Source organism: Janthinobacterium agaricidamnosum (assembly GCF_003667705.1).
Lineage (GTDB): Bacteria > Pseudomonadota > Gammaproteobacteria > Burkholderiales > Burkholderiaceae_D > Janthinobacterium.
Window position 1 is genome coordinate 6,058,788 of the sequence record NZ_CP033019.1, and the last position, 20,484, is coordinate 6,079,271.

Consider the following 20,484-nt stretch of genomic DNA (forward strand, 5'->3'; position numbering starts at 1 on the left):
TGTTTTATTTGGTATTCAAGTGAACCGACATCGACTGCAAAAACTTAATGGGGGAAGGGCCAGAGTCTCAATTTTTCCTTGGCGATCTGCCACAGCCTGGCCAGGCCGTGCGGCTCGACGATCAGGAAGAAGATGATCAGCGCGCCGAACACCATCAGTTCCAGGTTCGAGGCCACGCTGGTCGGCAACGCCAGGCCATGCGCGATGGTATTCAGGAAGACGGGCAGCAGCACGATGAAGGCCGCGCCCAGGAAGGAGCCGAGAATCGAGCCGACGCCGCCGATGATGATCATGAACAGGATGCGGAAGGACAGGTCCAGGTTGTACGCTTCCGGCTCCACCGTGCCCAGGTAGGCGTACGCATACAGGGCGCCGGCCACGCCGCAGTAGAACGAGCTGACGGCAAACGCCAGCAGCTTGGTGCGCATCAGGCGAAAACCGATCACTTCGGCCGCCATGTCCATGTCGCGCACGGCCATCCACGAGCGGCCCACGTTCGAGCGGATCATGTTCTTGGCCAGCAGGGCCATGCCGGCCACGATGGCCAGCACCAGCAGGTATTTGCTTTGCGGCGTGTCGAACTGGTAGCCGAGGATGGTCATCTTTTGTACCGTGATCACGCCCGAGGAGCTGTAATTGGTCAGATACGGGATCTTGGTCAGGCACCAGACGACGAAGAACTGCGTCGCCAGGGTGGAGGCGGCCAGGTAAAAGCCGCGGATGCGCAGGGAGGGCAGGCCGAAGGCGATGCCCACCATGGCCGCGCACAGGCCGCCCAGGATGAACGACACCAGCAGCGGCAAGCCGGGCAGGCGCGCCATGAAGTTATACGAGGCAAACGCGCCGACGGCCATGAAGGCGGCCGTGCCCAGCGACAGCTGGCCTGCGTAACCGGTCAGGATGTTCAGGCCCAATGCCGCCAGGGCGAAGATCAGGAACGGGATCAGGATCGCCGACAGCATGTAGGGCGAGGCGAAATACGGCAGGAGGAAGACGGCGACGAGCAGCGTGGCCGTCAGCGCCAGGCGGTCTTGCCGGATCGGGAAAATCTGGTTGTCAGCCTGGTAGCTGGTCTTGAATTGTCCTGCTTCACGGTAAATCATGGCGTGTCCTTTGCTCACTGTTGGGGTGTTTGTCGGATTACGCCTTCGGCTAATCCGACCTACGATGCTCTTGGGGCCTTATATTCGACGGATGATCTTCTCGCCGAACAGGCCTTCCGGGCGCACGAGCAGGAACAGCAGGGCCAGCACATACGGGAACCAGCCTTCGATGCCGCCGCCCACCATGGGGCCCAGGTAGACTTCGGCCAGCTTTTCCGACGCGCCGATGATCAGGCCGCCGACGATGGCGCCTGGCACCGACGTAAAGCCGCCGAGGATCAGCACGGGCAGCGCTTTCAGGGCGATGAAGGTGAGGGCGAACTGCACCCCGTTGCGCGCGCCCCACAGCAAGCCGGCCACCATCGCCACCAGGCCCGCCACGCCCCACACCACTGCCCAGATGCGCTGCAGCGGGATACCCACGGCCAGCGCCGCCTGGTGGTCGTCGGCGACGGCGCGCAGGGCGCGGCCCACCTTGGTTTTCGAGAACAGCAGGGCCAGGCAAATCACCAGCAGCGCGCAGATGCCGGCCGCCACCACGTCGAACTGCGAAACGATGATGTTGAAATGATCCATCAGGAAGGGCATCGGCACGTCTTCGATGGGCAGGTCCAGCTTGTGTACCTGCGAGCCCCACATCAGCTGCGCCAGGCCTTCGATGAAAAAAGTCAGGCCGATGGTGGCCATGAAGAGCGTGATTTCCGGCTGGTTGACGAGCGGCCGCAAGACCACCCTTTCAATCGCCATGCCCAGCACGATCATGGTGAGCATCGTCAGCGGGATGGCCAGCCACAAGGACAGGCCGAACTTGTCCATGATGCCGACGCAGGTGAGGGCGGCGAAGAACACCATCGCGCCCTGCGCAAAATTGAACACGCCCGAGGCCTTGTAGATCAGAACGAAGCCGATCGCCACCAGCGCATACATGACGCCCGACAGCAGGCCGCCGATCAGCACTTCAAAGAAAAAATTGATATTCATTGCCATTCCTTGTCTAGTGCGCCACGCCGAGATAGGCATTGATCACGTCCTGATTGCTGCGCACCTCGTCGGGCGTGCCGTCGCCGATCTTCTTGCCGTAATCGAGCACCACCACGCGGTCGGAGATATCCATCACCACGCCCATGTCGTGCTCGATCAGCACGATGGTCGTACCCAGCTGGTCGTTGACGTCGAGGATGAAGCGGCACATGTCCTGCTTTTCTTCCACGTTCATGCCGGCCATCGGTTCATCGAGCAGCAAAATTTCCGGCTCGGCCACGAGGGCGCGGCCCAGTTCCACGCGCTTTTGCAAGCCGTAGGGCAGGCGCCCCACGGGCGTCTTGCGGATGGCCTGGATTTCCAGGAAGTCGATGATCTCCTCGGCCTTCTTGCGGTGCTCGATTTCCTCGCGCCGCGCCGGTCCCCAGTACAGGGCCTGCAGCAGGAAATTCGACTTCATTTTGAGGTTGCGCCCCGTCATGATGTTGTCCAGCACCGTCATGCCCTTGAACAGGGCGATGTTCTGGAAGGTGCGCGCGATGCCGGACTTGGCGGCCGCGTAGCAATCCATGCCGCGCCGGTGCTCGCCCCGGTAAATGATCTCGCCCTGCTGCGGGCGGTACACGCCATTGATCACGTTAAGCATCGAGCTTTTGCCCGCGCCGTTCGGGCCGATGATGGCGCGGATTTCATGCTGTTTCACGTCGAACGAGATGTCGGTCAGCGCTTTCACGCCGCCGAACGACAGCGAGATGTTCTTCAGGTCGAGGATCACGGGGCCCGTCTTGCGGGCCGTGCCGAAATGGGCGTCGGGTTCGTTCATTTGCATCGTGCTGTGCTCCATCATGCGGCCAGGCCTTGGGGCCGGTACGTTTTGCTGTCCCAGATCTGCAGGTTGGCGCTGGTCGAACCAAGGCGGCCATCCTCGAATTTCACCTGGGTCTCGATGTATTGCGTTGCCTTGCCCTCGTACAGGGCGGAGATCAGCACCGCGTATTTTTCGGCGATGAATTTGCGGCGCACCTTGCGCGTGCGGGTCAGTTCGTCGTCATCGGGGTCGAGTTCCTTGTGCAGCACCAGGAAGCGGTGCACCTGCGTGCGGTCCATCAAGGGGTCGGCCGCCAGTTCCGCGTTGACCTGCTCGATGCAGTCGCGGATCAGGCCATAGGTCTCGGCGCGCGCCGCCAGGTCCGTGTAGCCGGAGTAGGCGATGCCGCGCCGCTCGGACCAGTTGCCCACCGCTTCGATGTCGATGTTGATGAAGGCGCACACCTGGTCGCGCGCATGGCCGAAGGCCACCACTTCCTTGATGAAGGGGAAGAATTTGAGCTTGTTTTCGATGTAGTTGGGGGCGAACATGGCGCCGCAATTCATCTTGCCCACGTCGGCCGCGCGGTCGATGATTTTCAGATGGCCTTCGTTGTCGAACACGCCCGCGTCGCCCGTGTGGAAGTAGCCGTGATCGTCGATCACTTCGGCCGTGGCGTCGGGACGCTTGAAGTAGCCGCTCATGGTGGCGGGCGACTTGACCAGCACTTCGCCATTGGCCGCCAGCTTGACTTCCACGCCCGGCGCCGGCAAGCCGACGCTGTCGAACTTGATATTGCCGTCCGGTTGCAAGCAAACGTAGGCGCAGGTTTCGGTGGAGCCGTACAGCTGCTTGAGGTTGACGCCGATCGAGCGGTAGAAGCGGAACAGGTCGGGCCCGATCGCGGCGCCGGCCGTGTAGGCGACGCGCACGCGCGACAGTCCCAGCACGTTTTTCAGGGGGCCGTAGACGAGCAGCTCGCCCAGCTTGTAGCCGAGGCGGTCCGCCAGCGAGATTGGTTTACCGTCCAAAATCTGCGCGCCGCAGCGCTTGGCCACGTCCATGAAATGGCTGAACATGCGGCGCTTGATGCTGCTCGCGTCTTCCATGCGTATCATCACGCTGGTGAGCATGTTCTCGAACACGCGCGGCGGCGCAAAGTAGCAGGTGGGCCCGATTTCGCGCATGTCGATCATCACCGTGTCGCCCGACTCCGGGCAGTTGACGGTAAAGCCGGCCACCATGGCCTGCGCCAGCGAGAACAGGCAGTCGCCGACCCACGCCATGGGCAGGTAGGACAGGATGTCTTCCTCGTCGGTGAGCTGGTCGAAGGCGACGCCGCCTTCGCCGGCCGCCAGCAGCGCCGTATGGCTCTGGCACACGCCCTTCGGCTTGCCCGTGGTGCCCGAGGTGTACAGGATCACGGCCGAGTCGCTGCCTTGGCCCGCTGCCACGGCGGCGTCGAAAAAGCCCGGGTGTTCGCGGTCGTAGGCGCGGCCCAGCGTCTGCAGGGCGGCAAAGGACGTCAGCTCCGGCTGGCGGTAATGGCGCATGCCGCGTTCATCGTCATAGGCGATGTGGGCGACGTGCGGATACAGGGCCTTGAGTTCGAGCAGCTTGTCGACCTGCTCCTGGTCTTCGACGATGGCGTAGCGGATTTCCGCATCCTGCAGCACGTAGGCCATGTCGGCGGCCGGCGCGTCCTGGTAGAGTGGCACGGGCACGCCGCCCAGGCTTTGCGCGGCCAGCATGGCCCAGTACAGGCGGGGACGGTTGTCGCCGATGATGGCCAGATTCATGCCGCGCCGGAAGCCGATGGCGGCCAGGCCGCAGGCCAGCGCGCGCACTTCCTCGTTCACCTCGGACCAGGTCCAGGTTTGCCAGATGCCCAGGTGTTTTTCGCGAAATGCGGGCTTGTCGGATCGTACTGTCCCGTGTTGCAATAAGCGCCGCGGAAAAGTCGGCATTGTTGCTGTGGTATGCGTTTGCACCAGTGTCTCCCTGTTGCTTGTCTCAGGCTCCACCTCGTTGGATGGCGCTCTGTGTTTTTTATGTGTAAGGCGTTTGTGCAATGATAGTAGCTTGCGTTAGTTTGCCGAGTTGTCTTTTCGGGGACATTTATCCACTTTTCGATGGTGCATCGCACAATGACCAACCCTGATATCAGCCTCAAGGATGCCGTTCGCGCGGCCAACTGGGCGCAGCTGCTCGACCCCGTGCAAATGGCCCGGGTCGAGGCGGATGTGTTCGAGACTTTCGTGCCGAAAGGCGGTTTTGTCTGCCGCAAGGGCGAGCCGGTGGACAACTGGATCGGCGTCATCAGCGGCATGGTCAAGATGAATAATTTTTCCGCTTCCGGCAAGGCCATGACGTTTACGGGCTTGTCACCGGGCAGCTGGTTTGGGGAAGGTTCGCTGCTCAAGCGCGAGATGCGCAAATACGACACCATCGCCGTGCGCGATACGCGCGTGGCGCGCCTGCCCGCCACCACCTTCCACTGGCTGCTGGAAACGAGCCTGCCATTCACGCGCTTCCTGCTGATGCAGCTCAACGAGCGCCTTGGCCAGTTCATCGGCATGGTGGAAAACGAGCGCCTGCTGGACCTGAACACGCGCGTGGCGCGCTGCCTGGCGTCGATGTTCAACTCGCATTTATACCCGGGCGTGGAAACCCTGGTGCAGCTGTCGCAGGAAGAAATCGGCCTGTTGTCAGGCTCCTCGCGCCAGCGCGCCAACCAGGCCTTGCAGGTACTGGAAAAAAAGGGTTTATTGCGTCTCGATTACGGCGGTATCCGCGTGCTGGACCTGGAAGGCTTGCGCCGCTACGAGGCCGATGATGGCGAGTGATTCCATTCGCGCCGCGGCGCTGCGCGCGCGCCTCGATGGCGGCTTTGTCGAGCATGCGCGTTTCACGGGGCCACCGGTCGATTTCAGCGACTGGATCCCCGAAGAACTGGGCGCCGTCTGGGGTGCGCTGCACCGCGCGGCGGGCTTCGGCCATGACGATTATGCTCGGCGCGAACTGGCGCTGGCGCTATTGGCGCAAGCGAGCAGCATGAACCTGGCACCGGCGCTGGCAGGCGAGATGTTCCTCGACGCGCTGGACGCGGCCCGCGTGCACGACTGGGACTACGCAATCGGCTGCCTGGCTTGCCTGCGCGGCGCGCCACCGGAAGGCAGCGCGCAGCTGGCGCTGCGCATCCTCGATGAACCGAAGCACTGGGGCGAACAGCATTTTGCCGCCTGGCTGCTGGCGCAGCTGGCAGGCGGCGACGCCCTAACCCGGTTCGGGCAGATGATGGATGAGCGTCATGCGCGCTACCCGATGCCCTTGACCTTGCAGGAACTCACCGTGCTGCCGCAGCTGGCGAAAACGTCGCTGCTGGCGCTGGCCGGCTCGCGCTACAGCGGCCACTGGAACCGCGACAGCATCGGCGAGGCCGATCCCGCCGACGTGCTGGCCGACGATGCGGTGTATGTCGATTTTGCGCGCACGATACTGGAGCAGGCGGCGCGCCATATCGCCGCCATCCATGACGGCAGCGTGCCGTATGCTGCCGATGCCGCCTTTGCCACGGCAGATTCTCCGGTGCTGGCGCGCGCCGCGCGGGTGGCGTCCTATCGCGACGATGCCTGGTTCAGGCCCGTGATCACCGTCCTGCTGCCGTTGGCATGCGTGGCGCCCGGCGCGGCCAAGAGCGCGCCGTCGCAGTCGTTGGCGATGGCGCTGGGCCATGCGGTGGAAACCATTCCCACGCCCGAAAGCCTGCAAGCCCTGCGCGCGGCGCTGGCCCAGGTGCGCCATGCGGGCATCCGCAAGAAACTGGAACGCAATCTGAAACCGGCCGAACGGGCGCTGGCCGAACGGCCCGATATCGCCTGGAGGATCGGCATGCCGGGTCCCATGGGCAAGCGGCGTCAGACCATGCTGGCGCGCCGCCTGGAAGCGGGCTACGCCAGCGAGGTGTGGTTTGGCCTGGACCAATGGCGTGGCCTGCGCGACGATGCCGATATCGACGCGGTGGCGCGCGCGCTGGTCTGGCGCACGGGCGATGGGCTGGCCTTCATGCTCGACGGGAAGGGCGCCATCGATGCGCAGGGGCAGCCGGTGGATGTGCCGGAGCAAGGCGAGATCGGCCTGTGGCACCCCTTGCATGGCAGCGGGGAAGAGCGCGCCGCCTGGCAAGCGCTGCTCGCGCGGCGGCGCCTGCGCCAGCCGCTGCGCCAGGTTTATCGCGAAATATATGCACCGCCCGGCGACGGCGGCGTCCCATTTTCCGGCTACCAGCTGTCGCTGCCCACCTTGCTGGGACTGGCGCGCCGCGAAGGCTGGCGCCTGGACCACGATGAAGGCCTGTCGCGCCAGTTCGGTGCCTGGCGCGTGTCGCTGCGCATCGAGGGACGCGTGTATCCGGGGGCGGGCGGTGCCTGCACGTCAAACGGGCTGGCGCCCGCGCAGATGATGCCGATGGCGCCGGTGGCGTATTCGGAAGCGTGCCGCGCGGTTGACCTGCTGGTCAGCGCCAGCGCCTTGGCGCTGGTGGAGGAAGAGCAAAGCGTGGAGCGCGAACAGCGCCTGTTTTACCTGGCCAACCTGGCACCGGGGCCGATGGCGGGCATGCGGCGCGCCGTGCTGGAACAGGTATTCGCGGACCAGATCGAGGAGGGCCGGATGACGCTCGAAGCGCGCCACCTGATGGTGGGCCGGCATGCGATCCACCTGACCACCGGCAGGGTCACGAAGGATGGCGCCGAGGCGGTGATCGAGGCGGTAGCGCAGGGGAACAAGCTGGGCGCCGTGCCGTGGCTGCCCTACGACGAGGCGCTGCTGGAAAAAATCGCCGCCGCCGCCGGGGCGCTGCTGGCGTTGCAGCGAGTGCAGCCCGGCTGCTAATCGCGGTATCATAGACGCTTCCCAGCACCGCTCCATTTTCGCTCCCATGCAGACACCAGACCAATCCACTCCCGCCTCCCGTTTGTCGCAGCTGCGCGGCGCCATGCGCGCGCAGCACATCGATGCCCTGATCGTGCCGTCGGCCGACCCGCATTTGTCCGAGTACCTGCCGGCCCGCTGGCAGGGCCGCGAGTGGCTGTCGGGTTTTACGGGTTCCGTCGGCACCTTGGTCGTGACGCAGGATTTCGCCGGCGTGTGGACCGATGGCCGCTACTGGGAGCAGGCGGAAGACGAACTGGCCGGCAGCGGCATCGTCCTGAAGAAAATCCCGTCCGGCGCCAGCGTGCTGTATATCGACTGGCTGGGCGAGACCATGCGGCCGGGGCAGACGGTGGCCGTCGACGGCGCCGTGCTGGGCCTGGCCAATGCGCGCCTGCTGCAGCAGGCGCTGGGCGCGCAAGTGACTCTGCGCACGGATACCGATGTGCTGCAAGCCGTGTGGCCGCAGCGCCCGGCCATGCCCGCCGCGCCGGTGTACGAGCATGCGGCCGCGTATCCAACGCTGTCGCGCATGGAAAAACTGGCAGCCCTGCGTGCCGGCATGGCGGCGCACGGCGCCAGCCACCACGTCATTTCCACCCTCGACGATATCGCGTATTTGTTCAACCTGCGCGGCGCCGACGTCAACTACAACCCCGTCTTCCTCGCCCATGCGCTGGTGGGCCCCGAGCGCGCCACCCTGTTCGTCGCCGACGGCAAGCTGCCCGCCGCCCTGCGCGCCACGCTGGAGAGCGAAGGCGTGGACGTGGCCGCGTATGACCGCGCGGCCGCCGCGCTGGCCGCCCTGCCGGCCGGCGCCACCCTGCTGCTCGATCCGCGCCGCATCACGTTCGGCACGCGCCAGGCCGTGGCCGACGGCGTGCGCGTGGTCGAGTCGATCAACCCGACCACCCTGGCCAAGTCGCGCAAGACGGACGCTGAAGCGGCGCACGTGCGCGCCGCCATGGAGCAGGACGGCGCCGCCCTGTGCGAATTTTTCAGCTGGTTGGACGCCACCCTGGCCGACCCGCAACGCGCGCCGTTGACGGAAATCGGTGTCGACGAACACCTGACGGCCGCCCGCGCCCGCCGCGCCGGTTTTGTCAGCCCCAGTTTCGGCACCATCGCCGGCTTCAATGCGCATGGCGCCATCATGCATTACCACGCCCATGCGGGCAGCGAGGCCACCATCGAAGGCGACGGCCTGCTGCTGATCGACTCGGGCGGCCAGTATTGGGGCGGTACCACGGACATCACGCGCGTGGTCCCCGTCGGCACGATCACGGCAGAACACCGGCGCGATTTCACCCTCGTCTTGCGCAGCATGATCGCCCTGTCGCGCGCGCAGTTTCCGCGCGGCGTGAAGTCGCCCATGCTCGACTCGATTGCCCGCGCGCCCCTGTGGGCCGAAGGCATCGACTTTGGCCACGGCACGGGCCATGGCGTGGGTTTCTTCCTGAACGTGCACGAAGGGCCGCAATCGATTTCCCAGTCCGCCATGCCGGAGCCGCAGACGGCGATGGAACCGGGCATGATCACCTCCATCGAGCCGGGGATCTACCGTCCCGGCCAGTGGGGCATCCGCATCGAGAACCTGGTGCTCAACATTCCCGCAGGGACGACGCCCTTCGGCGAATTCCTGCGCTTCGAGACATTGACCCTGTGCCCGATCGATACGCGCTGCGTGGAACGCTCGCTGTTGCGCGACGACGAGGCGGCCTGGCTCAACGACTATCACGCCACCGTGCGCGCGCGCCTGGCGCCGCACCTGGCGGCGCCGGCCGATGCGCCTGCGCTGGCGTGGCTGGAACAGCGCACGGGAGCCATCTGATGCGCTCGACCCGCGCCACGTCCGCCATCGAGCGGCTCAAGGAACGCACCGGCAACCGCCTCTACACGATGGCGCGCACGGGCGATGAACTGTTCTTCCTCACGGAAGGCCCCGGCTTGCCGCCCCTGTGCCCGCCGCTGGAACTCGACGCCTTTGTCGCCTTCGTCAATGGCCTGGGACCGCAAAAGGCGCGCCGCGTCAGCAAGCTCGACGTGGCGTTTGAAAAGCAGCTGACCAAAAAACCCCAGGATTAAATGCCGACCATCGACTTCCTGCGCGCCTACTGGTCGCCGGCCGAGCTGGCGACGAATGGCGTGATCCTGCTGAACCTGCTGGGCGCGCTGCTGCTGGGCTTGCTGGTGGGGTATGAGCGTTCGTATCACGGGCGCGCGGCCGGCATGCGCACCTACAGCCTCGTGTGCATGGCCTCGGCCGCGCTGACCGTGCTGGGCGGCTATCCCGAGTTCTGGTACGGCGGCCATGGCGCCGTCGTCGGCAGCGATCCCACGCGCGTCATCCAGGGCATCGTCACGGGCGTGGGTTTTCTGGGCGCCGGCGTCATCATGCGCGAGGGCTTCAATATCAGCGGCCTGACGACGGCCGCCTCGATCTGGGCTTCGTCCGTGATCGGCATCATGGTCGGCATCGGCTTTTATCTATCGGCCATGGGCCTGGCCTTTTTGTGCGCGATGGCGATGATTTTTCTGTCAAAATTGGAGAACTGGCTGCCGTCGCGCCATGCGGTGGCCATCACCATGCGCTTCAAGCAAGGCTTCATTCCGCGCGAGGATGCGCTGCGGCGCATGGCCGCCAAGCGCGGCTACGACATCGCCGGCGGCTCGCTGACCATCGGCAGCACGGACGGCATGCAGGAATGGCGCTTTGTCGCCATCGCGCATGGCAAGAACACGGGCGCCAGCCTGTCGGCCATGTCGGCCGAACTGGCCGCCTTCGACGGCATCGCCGGCTTCCAGCTGTCGCATGCACGCAACTGAAAAGGATGGACATGGACCCCCAGGCTCAAAAAGTACTCGATTTCTGGTTCCTGCCGCCGGATCACCCCGGCCACGGCCAGGCGCGCATGGAATGGTTCCGCAAGGATGACGGTTTCGATGTGCTGATACGCGCGCGTTTCGGCGCGCTGATCGATGCCGCCATAGCCGGCGGCTTGGGCGAATGGGATGCGACGCCGCATGGCGCGCTGGCGCGCCTCATCGTGCTCGATCAGTTCACGCGCAATGTGTACCGCGGCACGCCGCGCGCCTTTGCCGGCGACGCCTGGGCGCTGGCGCTGGCCGTCGCCATGACGCAGCAGGGGCTGGACCAGCAACTGCCGCCGATGCTGCGCGCCTTCGTGTATTTACCGTTCGAACACGCGGAAGACCTGGCCATGCAGGCGCGCGCCGTCGAGCTGTTCCAGCGCTTGTCGCAGGCGCAGCCCGGTTTTGACAGCATGCTCGACTACGCCGAGCGCCACCAGGAAGTGATCGCCCGCTTCGGCCGCTTCCCGCACCGCAACGCCATCCTCGGTCGCCCCTCGACCCCGGAAGAAGTGGAATTTTTGCGCCAGCCGGGATCGAGCTTTTAGACAATCATCATGAACGTGACATTGAATATCATCGGCGCCGGCCACGTGGGCAAGGTGCTGGGCCGTCTGTTCGCCGGCGTGGACGGGATTGCGGTGCAGGACGTGCTGACGCGCTCGATGGCGTCGGCGCAGACGGCCGTGGACTTCATCGGCGCCGGCACCCCCGTCGACAGTTATGCGGCCTTGCGCCACGCCGACGTCACCATGCTGGCCGTGTCGGACGACCAGATCGGCCCGGCCTGCGCGGCGCTGGTGGCCGAGGGACGCCAGGCGGGCGCCATCGTGTTTCACTGCAGCGGTGCGCTGGCCTCGAACGTGCTGCTGGCGGCCACGCAGGCCGGTGCCTTTGTCGCCAGCGCCCACCCGATCCGCAGCTTTGCCGACCCGCAGCAGGTGGCCGCCACCTTCGACGGCACGTTTTGCGGCGTCGAAGGCGACCCGCTGGCGCTGGTTTTCCTCACGCCGGCCTTGATCGCCATTGGCGCGCGCCCCGTGCCCATCGATCCGGCCGCCAAGACCCTGTATCACGCCGCTGCCGTCTTCGCCAGCAATTACCTGGTGACGGTGCTCGACGCGGCCTTGCGCGCCTACCAGGCGGCCGGCATTCCCGAACCGGTGGCGCGCGAACTGGCGCAGCCGCTGGTGACGGAAGCGGTGGCGAACGTGTTTCGCCTGGGCGCCGCGCCCGCGCTGTCCGGCCCCATCGCGCGCGGCGATTCGGCCACCGTGCAACGCCAGCAGCTGGCCGTGCAAAGCTGGGATGCGGCCACGGGCGAGTTGTACCGGGCGCTGGTGGCGCCCACGCAGGATCTGGCCCGGCGCAAGTCCGCGCTTTAAGCGGCGCGCAGGCGGTTGCGGCCCTGCTCCTTGGCCTGGTACAAGGCGCTGTCGGCGCGTGAAAAGAAGGCCGATTCGCTTTCCTCCGGCCGGTACTCGGTCACGCCCAGGCTGATCGTCACGGGGACGCGCGGTTCGGGCAGGCCGAAATCGTGGCGTTCGATGGCGGCGCGCAGGCTTTCCGCCACTTCCGCCGCTTTGGCCAGGCTGCAGTCATTCAGCAGCACCAGGTATTCCTCGCCGCCCCAGCGCGTGATGACATCGCTTTCGCGCACGGTGGCGCGCGCCACGTCCGCCACGCCACGGATGACCTTGTCGCCCCACAGGTGGCCGTGGGTATCGTTGACGCGCTTGAAGAAATCGATGTCGAAGAGGATGGCCGACATCGGCTGCTCATTGCGTTTGGACAATAACATCGCGCGCTGGAACAGCAATTCCAGCGATTGGCGGTTCAATAGCCCGGTCAGCGCATCCGTCGAGGCGATGCGCTCGATGCGGCGCTGGTAGCGGTTCACCGTCAGCAGGGTCAGCAGCAGTACCAGCAGGGTGACGCCAAAGCTGATGGCCAGGTTGAAGATGAACACGCGCTGCAGCGACTGGACTTCGTCGCTGACGTTTTGCTCGACCACCAGGTACCAGCCCAGTTCGGGAATGAAACGCGAGTTGACGAGGATTTGCGCGCGGCCCAGCTGGTACGACAGATGCGTCGGCTCGCTGCGGTGGTTGATGATCTGCTCGGCAATGGCGTTCACGCCGGGCAGGCTGCGGATGTTGCCGTGCCCGTTGCGCACGCTCTTGCCTGCCAGCACCAGGGAGCCGGCGGCATCGACAAAATAGATGTTGCGGTGGAAGCGCGCCTGGTAGCGGTCGATGATGTGGCTCATGGTGGCCAGGGTCAGGCCGATGCCGGTGGCGCCGATGAACTGGCCATCGTAGTCGACCACGCGGTGGTTGATGAAGATGGTCATGCTGTCGCGGTTGGCCATGTCCACGTCGACATTCGTTTCATAGTCGGTCTTGTCCATGGCGCGCACGCGGTAGTACCAGATGTCGCGCGTCGCCTGCGGACTGACGGATTTCAAGGTGCCTTCCGCGTAATAATATTTGCTGCTCTTGTCCGAGACGAGAAAGCTGGTGATGGCGCCGTACTTTTTCTTGACTTCGGCCAGGTAGCGCACGATCTGTTCCGGCTTGTTTTCGCCGGCCAGTATCCAGTCGCGCACGAAGGTGTCGTGCGCCATCAGCGAGGAGATGAAGACGGGGCGCAGCATGTCCTTCTGGATTTCCGAGTAAATATTGTCGCCCGTCAGCGGCAGGGTCTGGTCTGCGATGCCGTGCTCGATGGCCTGGCGCGAAGCCAGGTAGCTGGCCAGGCTGGTGGCCATGAAGCCCGCCCCCAGGATCAGGGTCAGGAGGATGAGCAGGCGGTATTTGATCGACAGAAGACGCATGGAGACGAGGTAGTGGCAGGCGGGAAGGCCATGGTGAGGCAAGCTAAAAGTATGCAGCAGGGCGGATATTGGCGCAATGATAACTGGTTTTATTGACAATTTATGCTGGCGAACGCGACAAGATAACCACGACTTACCAAATAAAAGTGCCGATTTGTCGACAAAGATGCAAATTAGCAATAAGATTTGATGAGGGGAATCATTGCGCATCGCCCCCTGTCTTGCCGCCCGTTTCAGGCGCGGGACATTCCGCGCAGGGAGTGTTGCATGTTATTTTTAAAGAGTACGTCCGTTAGCAAGGCCCCCGGCATCTACGAGGTCGACATCGCCGCCAAGCCGCCAGGCAAGACCTTCGGCATTTTTCTTGCCACCGATCCCGACCATCCGCCGCTGGCCTTGCTGGAGCAATTGAAGGCGCTCGGTTTCGAGAACACCTATAGTTCGCCCTACCTGCACAAGGATTCGGGCAAGGTGCTGGACCTGCATTTCCAGAAGGATGGCACGGATATCTTCAAGGGCTGGAAAACCGAGGAGTGCACGCACAACCTGGCGGCCATCACTGCCCTGTTCGAAGAGCACGGCATTACCATCGCGCCACGTGTCATGTCGATGGCCGAAGCCTACGCGTAATTTATCTCAACCGCTTCAACCCGCCTCCACGCCGATGTGATACAGCGCCCACGGGCAGCTGGCGAAGCGCTCGGCCAGGGGCAGGGCCGCCACGGCCGCGATGCGGTCCGCGTCGTGGATCGCCCATAGCGGCCCCAGGCCGCCCAGCGCCATCGGCTGCCCATCGAGGTGGGTGGCGACAATAAAACGCTGTGCGCGCGCCTGCGCCATGGTCAGCGCCGCCGCATAGCCATCCACGGCGCGCAGCAGCAGGCGGACCTCGCCTTCCTCGGGGGCGCCCGCCGCCTTCAAGACATCGACCAGCAGCGGACCGCGCAGCGCATGCGCCTTGCCGTCGTATTCCAGGGTGGGGCGAATCGTGTGTGCCGGCAAGTTCGTCAGCGCCGCAAAGTCGAATGCCCGCGCCCGCTCAAAACTGATTTTCTGCTTGTGCATCATCTGGTCGCGCACGGCGTCGAACGGGCCCCGATTCGGCTTGTCGACGCTGCCCGTGACGGTCAGCAGGGCAGGGCCCCGCAGGCCGGCGGGCGCCGCCCGGCCGATGGCCGGCAGGGTGGCCGCCGCCATGGCGGCGGCGAGAAACTGGCGTTTGTGCATGCACTGCTCCTTCGGACTGGAAATCGCTAATGTTCTTAAGTCTAGCTTAAGTTCGTTCAACGGTGCGCATTTTACGGTTATTGTCAGTTTGCAATCTCCGCTTACATCTTGTCACAGTTCTTACGCAATGGAGAAAGACGTAGCTTTTTTCGGCTGTTATTGTGTACTCATCGCACTTCGCTGAACTGCGAATCCAGGCACCATTCACTAATTAAGAGAGAGAACATGATGAAGAAGAAAATCCTGTTTGCAATGATCGCTTCCGTTACTGCACTGACCGGCATGAGCGCCGCGCACGCCGAAGGCGCCTATGTGGGCGCCGGTGTCACGGGCAACCGCTACAACTTCGATATTCCTGGCGCCACCAGCGCCGATAATCACAGCGGCTACAAGGCCGGCGCCAAGATCTTCGCCGGTTACGATTTCGATAAAACCTGGGCGGTCGAGGGCGGCTACGCCGATTTCGGCAGCAAGGATTACAGCTATGTCACCGGCGCCGGCAACGGTTCCGTGAAAAGCGATTCGCACGGCTACTACCTGGCCGGCAAGGCCACCATGCCCGTGAGCGATAAAGTCGGCGTGTTCGGCAAGCTCGGCGTGGCCAAGGTCAAGAACAGCTTGAGCGGCACGGGCCTGTCGACCGGCATCAGCGGCAACGACAAGACGGGCGTGTACGCTTCCGTCGGTGCCCAGTACGCGATCAACGAGAAAGTCTCGCTGACGGCGGAAGTGGAACACTTCGGCAAGAGCGCCGACCAGGGCCGCAAGGCCACCGGTTTGGCACTGGGCGCACGCTACAACTTCTAATTTACTGGAAGTTTGCTGAAAAAAAAGGCAGTTACCGCGAGGTAACTGCCTTTTTGCATTGCCGGACCTAAATTACGTGGTCAAAGGCTTGTAGCGGATACGCTTCGGTTTCGCGCCTTCTTCACCCAGGCGCTTCTTCTTGTCGGCTTCATATTCCTGATAGTTGCCGTCAAAGAAGGTGACCTGTGAATTGCCTTCGAACGCCAGGATGTGCGTGGCGATACGGTCGAGGAACCAGCGATCATGGGAAATGACCATGACGCTGCCGGCAAATTCCAGCAGGGCGTCTTCCAGCGCGCGCAAGGTTTCCACGTCCAGATCGTTCGACGGTTCATCGAGCAGCAGGACGTTGCCGCCCATCAGCAGGGTTTTCGCCAGGTGCAGACGGCCGCGTTCACCGCCGGACAGGTTGCCCACTTGCTTTTGCTGGTCCGAGCCCTTGAAGTTGAAGCGGCCCAGGTAGGCGCGCGACGGCATTTCGAAGCGGCCGACCGTCAGCATGTCGGCGCCGCCGGAGACGTCTTCGAACACGGATTTGTTGTCAGCGAGACTATCGCGGTTCTGGTCGACGATGGACACGCGCGCCGTCTGGCCGATGGCCACTTCGCCGCTGTCCGGCGTTTCCTTGCCGGTGATCATCTTGAACAGGGTCGACTTACCGGCGCCGTTGGGGCCGATGATGCCGACGATGGCGCCTGGCGGGACGGTAAAGCTCAGGTTATCGATCAGCAAGCGGTCGCCGAACGCTTTCGACACGTTCTTGAACTCGATGACTTCATTGCCCAGGCGCTCTGCCACGGGAATGAAGATCTCCTGCGTTTCGTTGCGCTTCTGGTATTCGTGCTCGGACAGCTCGTTGAAGCGGGCCAGGCGGGCTTTCGACTTGGCCTGACGCGCTTTCGGGTTCTGGCGCGACCATTCCAATTCCTTCTGCAGCGCTTTCTGGCGCGCCGATTCCGTCGCTTCTTCCTGCTTCAGGCGGGCTTGCTTCTGGTCCAGCCAGGTCGAGTAGTTGCCCTTCCATGGAATGCCGTGGCCGCGGTCCAGCTCCAGGATCCACTCGGCCGCGTTGTCGAGGAAGTAGCGGTCATGGGTGATGGCTACCACGGTGCCGGGGAAGCGCAGCAGGAATTGTTCCAGCCAGTCGACCGATTCCGCATCCAGATGGTTGGTCGGCTCGTCGAGCAGCAGCATGTCCGGTTTCGACAGCAGCAGCTTGCACAGCGCCACGCGGCGCTTTTCACCGCCGGACAGCACGCCGATGGTGGCGTCCCACGGCGGCAGGCGCAGCGCGTCGGCGGCCATTTCCAGCTGCAGATTCAGATTGCCGCCGTCGGAGGTCGAGATGATCGCTTCCAGGCGTGCCTGTTCCGTGGCCAGGGCGTCGAAATCGGCGTCTTCCTCGGCATATGCGGCGTACACGGCTTCCAGCTTGGCTTGCGCTTCAAACACTTCGCCCAGGCCCGACTCGACTTCCTGGCGCACGGTTTTTGCCGGGTCCAGCTGCGGTTCCTGCGGCAGGTAGCCGATGTTCAGGCCCGGCATCGGCACGGCTTCGCCCTGGATGTCGGTGTCGATGCCTGCCATGATTTTCAGCAGGGTCGATTTGCCGGAGCCGTTCAGGCCCAGCACGCCGATCTTCGCGCCTGGGAAGAAGGAGAGGGAAATATCTTTCAGAATCTGGCGCTTGGGCGGGACGATTTTGCCCACGCGATTCATGGTGTAGACGTAATTTGCCATTAGAAATCTCGGGTGATATACAAAGACGGACAGGATACGGTAAACGCCCGCTTCCGGCCAGCGCTGCGCGCTGCCGGAACGGACCGATCAGGCGGCCAGGCGCGCGCGGCGGCTACTCCACAGGCCTTCGGCCGCATACAGGCCCAGCGCCGTCCAGATGACGAGGAAGCCCAGCATGCGTTCGGGCGTGAACGATTCGTGGAAGACCCATACGCCGATCAGGAGCTGGCCCGTGGGGGCGATGTATTGCAATAGCCCCAGCACGGCCAGCGGCAGGCGGCGCGCGCCGGCGGCGAACAGCAGCAGGGGAATGGCCGTGATGGGGCCGGACGCCAGCAGCAGCGCGCGCGTGGCGGTGGAATCCGTATTGACGAAGCCGCTCTGGCCATGCCAGGCCAGCCACAGCATGTAGGCCAGCGCCAGGGGAAATAAAATCAGGGTTTCGAACGACAAGCCTTCCAGCGCGCCCAGCGCGGCCGTCTTGCGCAGCAAGCCATAGCCGCCGAACGTGGCGGCCAGCAGCAGGGCGATCCATGGTACTTGCCCCGCCTGCCAAGTGAGCCAGGCCACGCCGCAGGCGGCCAGGCCGATGGCCAGCCACTGCAGGCGGCGCAGGCGTTCGTGCAGCAGCAAAAAGCCCAGCATGACATTGATCAGGGGCGTAATGAAGTAGCCGAGGCTGGCGTCGACCACGTGGCCGTTGTTGACGGCCCAGATATAGATGAACCAGTTGGCGGACAGCAAAAACGCGCTGGCGACGAAGCTGGCCACCACCTGCGGCTGGCCTTTCAGGGCGCCCAGCCAGCTCCATTGGCGGCGCACGGTCAGCACGATGCCTAGAAACAACAGCGACCAGACCATGCGGTGCGCCAGGATTTCCTGTGGTGCAATCTCGCCGATGGCGTGGAAATACAGGGGAAACAGGCCCCAGCACAGGAAGGCGAGGGAGGCGTACAACATGCCTGGATTCATGATGGGCTTCGCTGGAGAGTAGACAGTCTGTCATTATGGCTGAAAACATCGGGGGCTGCCCGGCGCCGCTGGCGAAGCGTAGAATGGCAACAAATCAATGGCCGCAAGCCCGCGCAGCAAGGCGGAGCGGCACAAAACCACGACTTTGGGGCAGCCCGTAACCATGCAAAAATACTCTTGCTATTTGCTAATACCTATCATATTGTGCGATGCAACAAAACAAAAACGGGTGCAATCTTGACGTCGGAACATAAAAAAAGCGGCCTGGCCGGCTTGACGCTGGCGGCCGTCGGGATCGTTTACGGCGATATCGGCACCAGCCCGCTGTACACCCTGAAGACGGTCTTCGACCCGGCCCACGGCCTGGCGCTCTCGCCCGAGAATTTGCTGGGCATCGTTTCGCTGATTTTCTGGGGCCTGACGCTGATCGTCTCGCTCAAGTACGTGACCCTGGTGCTGCGCGCCGACAACCGCGGCGAGGGCGGCATCATGGCCCTGATGGCGCTGGTGCTGTCGTCCGTCAGCCGCCTGTCGCGCTGGCATTTTCCGCTGATGGTGATCGGCGTCTTTGGCGCCACCCTGTTCTATGGCGACAGCGTGATCACGCCGGCCATTTCCGTGCTGTCGGCGATCGAAGGCCTGGAAGTGGCCACGCCCGCCTTCAGTCCCTACGTGGTGCCGCTGACCATCGCCGTGCTGGTGGGCCTGTATTCCGTGCAGTCGCACGGCACGGCCGGCATCGGCCGCTATTTTGCCCCCGTCATGGTGCTGTGGTTTGCCGCGCTGGCGGGCATGGGCGTGGTCAACATCATCAAGTCGCCCGCCGTCCTGGCCGCACTCAATCCCCTGCACGCGGCGACCTTCCTGATGAATAACGGCTTCGTTGCCTTCGTCGCCCTGGGCGCCGTGGTGCTGGCGCTGACGGGTGCCGAGGCGCTGTACGCCGACATGGGCCACTTCGGCAAGAAACCGATCCGCCTGGCCTGGTTCCTGATCGCCTTCCCCGCGCTGGCGCTGAACTACCTGGGCCAGGGTGGCTTGCTGCTGGCCCATCCCGAAGCCGTCTCGAATCCGTTTTACCAGCAGCTGGGCGCGTGGAGCGTGTATCCGCTGGTGATTTTGTCGACCATGGCTACCGTGATCGCCTCGCAGGCCACCATTTCCGGCACCTTCTCGATGACCAAGCAAGCGATCGCGCTGGGTTTCCTGCCGCGCATGCGCGTGCGCCACACGTCGGAAAGCGAAATCGGGCAGATCTACATCCCCGCCGTGAACTGGCTGCAGCTGGCCGTGGTGCTGCTGGCCGTCATCGGCTTCGGCTCCTCGGAAAACCTGGCCGCCGCCTACGGCATTGCGGTCACGGCCACGATGCTGTCGACCACCATCCTGACCTTCTTCGTCATCCGTTACCGCTGGAAGATGAACCTGGCCCTGTGCTGGGCCGCCACGGGCTTTTTCCTGATCATCGACATCAACCTGGTGTCGGCGACCGCCTTGAAACTGTTCCACGGCGGCTGGTTCCCGCTGCTGCTGGGTTCGATCTTGTTCATCGTCATGCTGACCTGGAAACGGGGCCGCCAGCTGGTGTTCCAGAACCTGGAAAAGCATGCGATTCCGCTCAACGATTTCCTTTCGTCGCTGTTCATCGCGCCGCCGCTGCGCGTCCCCGGCACGGCCATCTTCCTGCGTGGCGAAACGGATGGCGTGCCGCATGCGCTGCTGCATAACTTGCTGCATAACAAGGTTCTGCACGAGCGCGTGATTTTCCTCACCGTCTTCATGCATGAAGAGCCGTGGGTGGCGCCATCGGAGCGCGTGCGCGTGGTGGAGCTGGGCCACCAGTGCTACCAGGTCAACGTGCATTACGGCTTCAAGGATGAACCGGACATTCCGGCTGCGCTGGCGCAGTGCGCGCAGCAGGGACTGGACTTCGAGATGATGGAAACGTCGTTCTTTATCGCGCGCCAGACTATCATCTCGACGCCGGGCGCCGGCATGATGCCGTGGCGCGAGCACCTGTTCGTCACCATGTCGCGCAATGCGCGCACGGCGGCCGACTACTATCAGATCCCGAGCAACCGGGTAATCGAACTGGGCACGCAGGTGGAAATCTAGACGCGACAGTGCGGCGGAATGGTTGTTGTGACAATGTTGTATTGTTGCGCAATCTTCCGCCGTGCTTACGTCTGCTTACAAATTGGCTGCGC

General features: G+C 63.9%; 18 protein-coding genes. 10 read left to right on the plus strand and 8 right to left on the minus strand.

What is annotated here, in order from left to right; translation table 11 throughout:
* Positions 1-44: 44 nt before the first annotated feature.
* The 4 genes from D9M09_RS27335 to D9M09_RS27350 all read right to left on the minus strand — a co-directional run bounded on the left by D9M09_RS27335 (position 45) and on the right by D9M09_RS27350 (position 4,859).
* Positions 45-1,103, minus strand: a complete 1,059-nt coding sequence (locus tag D9M09_RS27335; protein WP_034752817.1) for a branched-chain amino acid ABC transporter permease — start codon at positions 1,101-1,103, stop codon at positions 45-47.
* 78 nt (positions 1,104-1,181) lie between these two features.
* Positions 1,182-2,078, minus strand: a complete 897-nt coding sequence (locus D9M09_RS27340) for a branched-chain amino acid ABC transporter permease (protein WP_175444778.1) — start codon at positions 2,076-2,078, stop codon at positions 1,182-1,184.
* 19 nt (positions 2,079-2,097) lie between these two features.
* Positions 2,098-2,913 carry an ABC transporter ATP-binding protein gene (locus D9M09_RS27345; protein ID WP_029496076.1) on the minus strand — a complete coding sequence of 272 codons (816 nt, stop codon included), beginning with the start codon at positions 2,911-2,913 and terminating at the stop codon, positions 2,098-2,100.
* A 14-nt stretch (positions 2,914-2,927) separates the two neighbouring features.
* Positions 2,928-4,859: an AMP-binding protein gene (locus D9M09_RS27350; RefSeq protein WP_121670818.1), complete on the minus strand. Its 1,932-nt coding sequence runs from the start codon at positions 4,857-4,859 to the stop codon at positions 2,928-2,930.
* 180 nt (positions 4,860-5,039) lie between these two features.
* Between D9M09_RS27350 and D9M09_RS27355 the strand changes: the two genes are divergently transcribed.
* Genes D9M09_RS27355 through D9M09_RS27385 form a run of 7 tightly spaced genes read left to right on the plus strand, consistent with a single transcriptional unit; the run spans position 5,040 to position 12,080 of the window.
* A complete protein-coding gene (locus D9M09_RS27355) occupies positions 5,040-5,738 on the plus strand; it encodes a Crp/Fnr family transcriptional regulator (RefSeq protein WP_121670819.1) in 699 nt (232 codons plus the stop codon).
* Complete coding sequence (locus tag D9M09_RS27360; RefSeq protein WP_070218974.1) at positions 5,725-7,785, plus strand: DUF4132 domain-containing protein; 2,061 nt, start codon at positions 5,725-5,727, stop codon at positions 7,783-7,785. The genes D9M09_RS27355 and D9M09_RS27360 overlap by 14 nt, the downstream gene beginning before the upstream one ends.
* A gap of 46 nt (positions 7,786-7,831) precedes the next feature.
* Positions 7,832-9,655, plus strand: a complete 1,824-nt coding sequence (locus D9M09_RS27365; RefSeq protein ID WP_070218975.1) for an aminopeptidase P family protein — start codon at positions 7,832-7,834, stop codon at positions 9,653-9,655.
* Entirely contained in the window at positions 9,655-9,909 is a 255-nt protein-coding gene (locus D9M09_RS27370) for a hypothetical protein (protein ID WP_046681889.1), read from the plus strand. The genes D9M09_RS27365 and D9M09_RS27370 overlap by 1 nt, the downstream gene beginning before the upstream one ends.
* The gene (locus D9M09_RS27375; protein ID WP_070218976.1) at positions 9,910-10,650 is read left to right on the plus strand and encodes an MgtC/SapB family protein; all 741 of its coding nucleotides are present in this window, start codon (positions 9,910-9,912) and stop codon (positions 10,648-10,650) included. It begins immediately after the preceding gene.
* Positions 10,651-10,655: 5 nt separating this feature from the next.
* Entirely contained in the window at positions 10,656-11,243 is a 588-nt protein-coding gene (locus D9M09_RS27380) for a DUF924 family protein (RefSeq protein ID WP_070313098.1), read from the plus strand.
* Positions 11,244-11,252: 9 nt separating this feature from the next.
* Positions 11,253-12,080, plus strand: a complete 828-nt coding sequence (locus D9M09_RS27385) for a Rossmann-like and DUF2520 domain-containing protein (RefSeq protein WP_070289392.1) — start codon at positions 11,253-11,255, stop codon at positions 12,078-12,080.
* Here the strand turns inward: D9M09_RS27385 and D9M09_RS27390 are convergent.
* On the minus strand, positions 12,077-13,573 hold the full coding sequence (locus D9M09_RS27390; RefSeq protein ID WP_240453495.1) for a sensor domain-containing diguanylate cyclase: 1,497 nt from the start codon (positions 13,571-13,573) through the stop codon (positions 12,077-12,079). The genes D9M09_RS27385 and D9M09_RS27390 overlap by 4 nt on opposite strands.
* A 225-nt stretch (positions 13,574-13,798) precedes the next feature.
* Between D9M09_RS27390 and D9M09_RS27395 the strand changes: the two genes are divergently transcribed.
* The gene (locus D9M09_RS27395; RefSeq protein ID WP_070218980.1) at positions 13,799-14,161 is read left to right on the plus strand and encodes a hypothetical protein; all 363 of its coding nucleotides are present in this window, start codon (positions 13,799-13,801) and stop codon (positions 14,159-14,161) included.
* Positions 14,162-14,176: 15 nt separating this feature from the next.
* Here D9M09_RS27395 and D9M09_RS27400 read toward each other — a convergent pair whose 3' ends face one another.
* Positions 14,177-14,758 (minus strand): molybdopterin-dependent oxidoreductase, encoded by a 582-nt coding sequence (locus tag D9M09_RS27400; protein ID WP_070218981.1) that lies wholly within the window; start codon positions 14,756-14,758, stop codon positions 14,177-14,179.
* A 225-nt stretch (positions 14,759-14,983) separates the two neighbouring features.
* On the opposite strand from D9M09_RS27400, the gene D9M09_RS27405 reads away from it, so the two are divergent.
* Entirely contained in the window at positions 14,984-15,565 is a 582-nt protein-coding gene (locus D9M09_RS27405; protein ID WP_070218982.1) for a porin family protein, read from the plus strand.
* Positions 15,566-15,637: 72 nt separating this feature from the next.
* Here the strand turns inward: D9M09_RS27405 and ettA are convergent, their stop codons facing one another.
* Positions 15,638-17,305 carry an energy-dependent translational throttle protein EttA gene (ettA, locus tag D9M09_RS27410; RefSeq protein WP_034752850.1) on the minus strand — a complete coding sequence of 556 codons (1,668 nt, stop codon included), beginning with the start codon at positions 17,303-17,305 and terminating at the stop codon, positions 15,638-15,640.
* A gap of 87 nt (positions 17,306-17,392) precedes the next feature.
* Complete coding sequence (gene rarD, locus D9M09_RS27415) at positions 17,393-18,277, minus strand: EamA family transporter RarD (protein WP_070218983.1); 885 nt, start codon at positions 18,275-18,277, stop codon at positions 17,393-17,395.
* A 237-nt stretch (positions 18,278-18,514) separates the two neighbouring features.
* Here rarD and D9M09_RS27420 point away from each other — a divergent pair, with 237 nt between their 5' ends.
* A complete protein-coding gene (locus D9M09_RS27420) occupies positions 18,515-20,392 on the plus strand; it encodes a potassium transporter Kup (protein WP_070313096.1) in 1,878 nt (625 codons plus the stop codon).
* Positions 20,393-20,484: the final 92 nt, after the last annotated feature.

Coding starts and splice junctions, on each gene's coding strand:
- D9M09_RS27335 (WP_034752817.1), bottom strand. CDS start 1,103: ATGATTTACCGTGAAGCAGGACAATTCAAGACCAGCTACCAGGCTGAC.
- D9M09_RS27345 (WP_029496076.1), bottom strand. CDS start 2,913: ATGCAAATGAACGAACCCGACGCCCATTTCGGCACGGCCCGCAAGACG.
- D9M09_RS27350 (WP_121670818.1), bottom strand. CDS start 4,859: ATGCCGACTTTTCCGCGGCGCTTATTGCAACACGGGACAGTACGATCC.
- D9M09_RS27355 (WP_121670819.1), top strand. CDS start 5,040: ATGACCAACCCTGATATCAGCCTCAAGGATGCCGTTCGCGCGGCCAAC.
- D9M09_RS27360 (WP_070218974.1), top strand. CDS start 5,725: ATGATGGCGAGTGATTCCATTCGCGCCGCGGCGCTGCGCGCGCGCCTC.
- D9M09_RS27365 (WP_070218975.1), top strand. CDS start 7,832: ATGCAGACACCAGACCAATCCACTCCCGCCTCCCGTTTGTCGCAGCTG.
- D9M09_RS27370 (WP_046681889.1), top strand. CDS start 9,655: ATGCGCTCGACCCGCGCCACGTCCGCCATCGAGCGGCTCAAGGAACGC.
- D9M09_RS27375 (WP_070218976.1), top strand. CDS start 9,910: ATGCCGACCATCGACTTCCTGCGCGCCTACTGGTCGCCGGCCGAGCTG.
- D9M09_RS27380 (WP_070313098.1), top strand. CDS start 10,656: ATGGACATGGACCCCCAGGCTCAAAAAGTACTCGATTTCTGGTTCCTG.
- D9M09_RS27385 (WP_070289392.1), top strand. CDS start 11,253: ATGAACGTGACATTGAATATCATCGGCGCCGGCCACGTGGGCAAGGTG.
- D9M09_RS27395 (WP_070218980.1), top strand. CDS start 13,799: ATGTTATTTTTAAAGAGTACGTCCGTTAGCAAGGCCCCCGGCATCTAC.
- D9M09_RS27400 (WP_070218981.1), bottom strand. CDS start 14,758: ATGCACAAACGCCAGTTTCTCGCCGCCGCCATGGCGGCGGCCACCCTG.
- D9M09_RS27405 (WP_070218982.1), top strand. CDS start 14,984: ATGATGAAGAAGAAAATCCTGTTTGCAATGATCGCTTCCGTTACTGCA.
- ettA (WP_034752850.1), bottom strand. CDS start 17,305: ATGGCAAATTACGTCTACACCATGAATCGCGTGGGCAAAATCGTCCCG.
- rarD (WP_070218983.1), bottom strand. CDS start 18,277: ATGAATCCAGGCATGTTGTACGCCTCCCTCGCCTTCCTGTGCTGGGGC.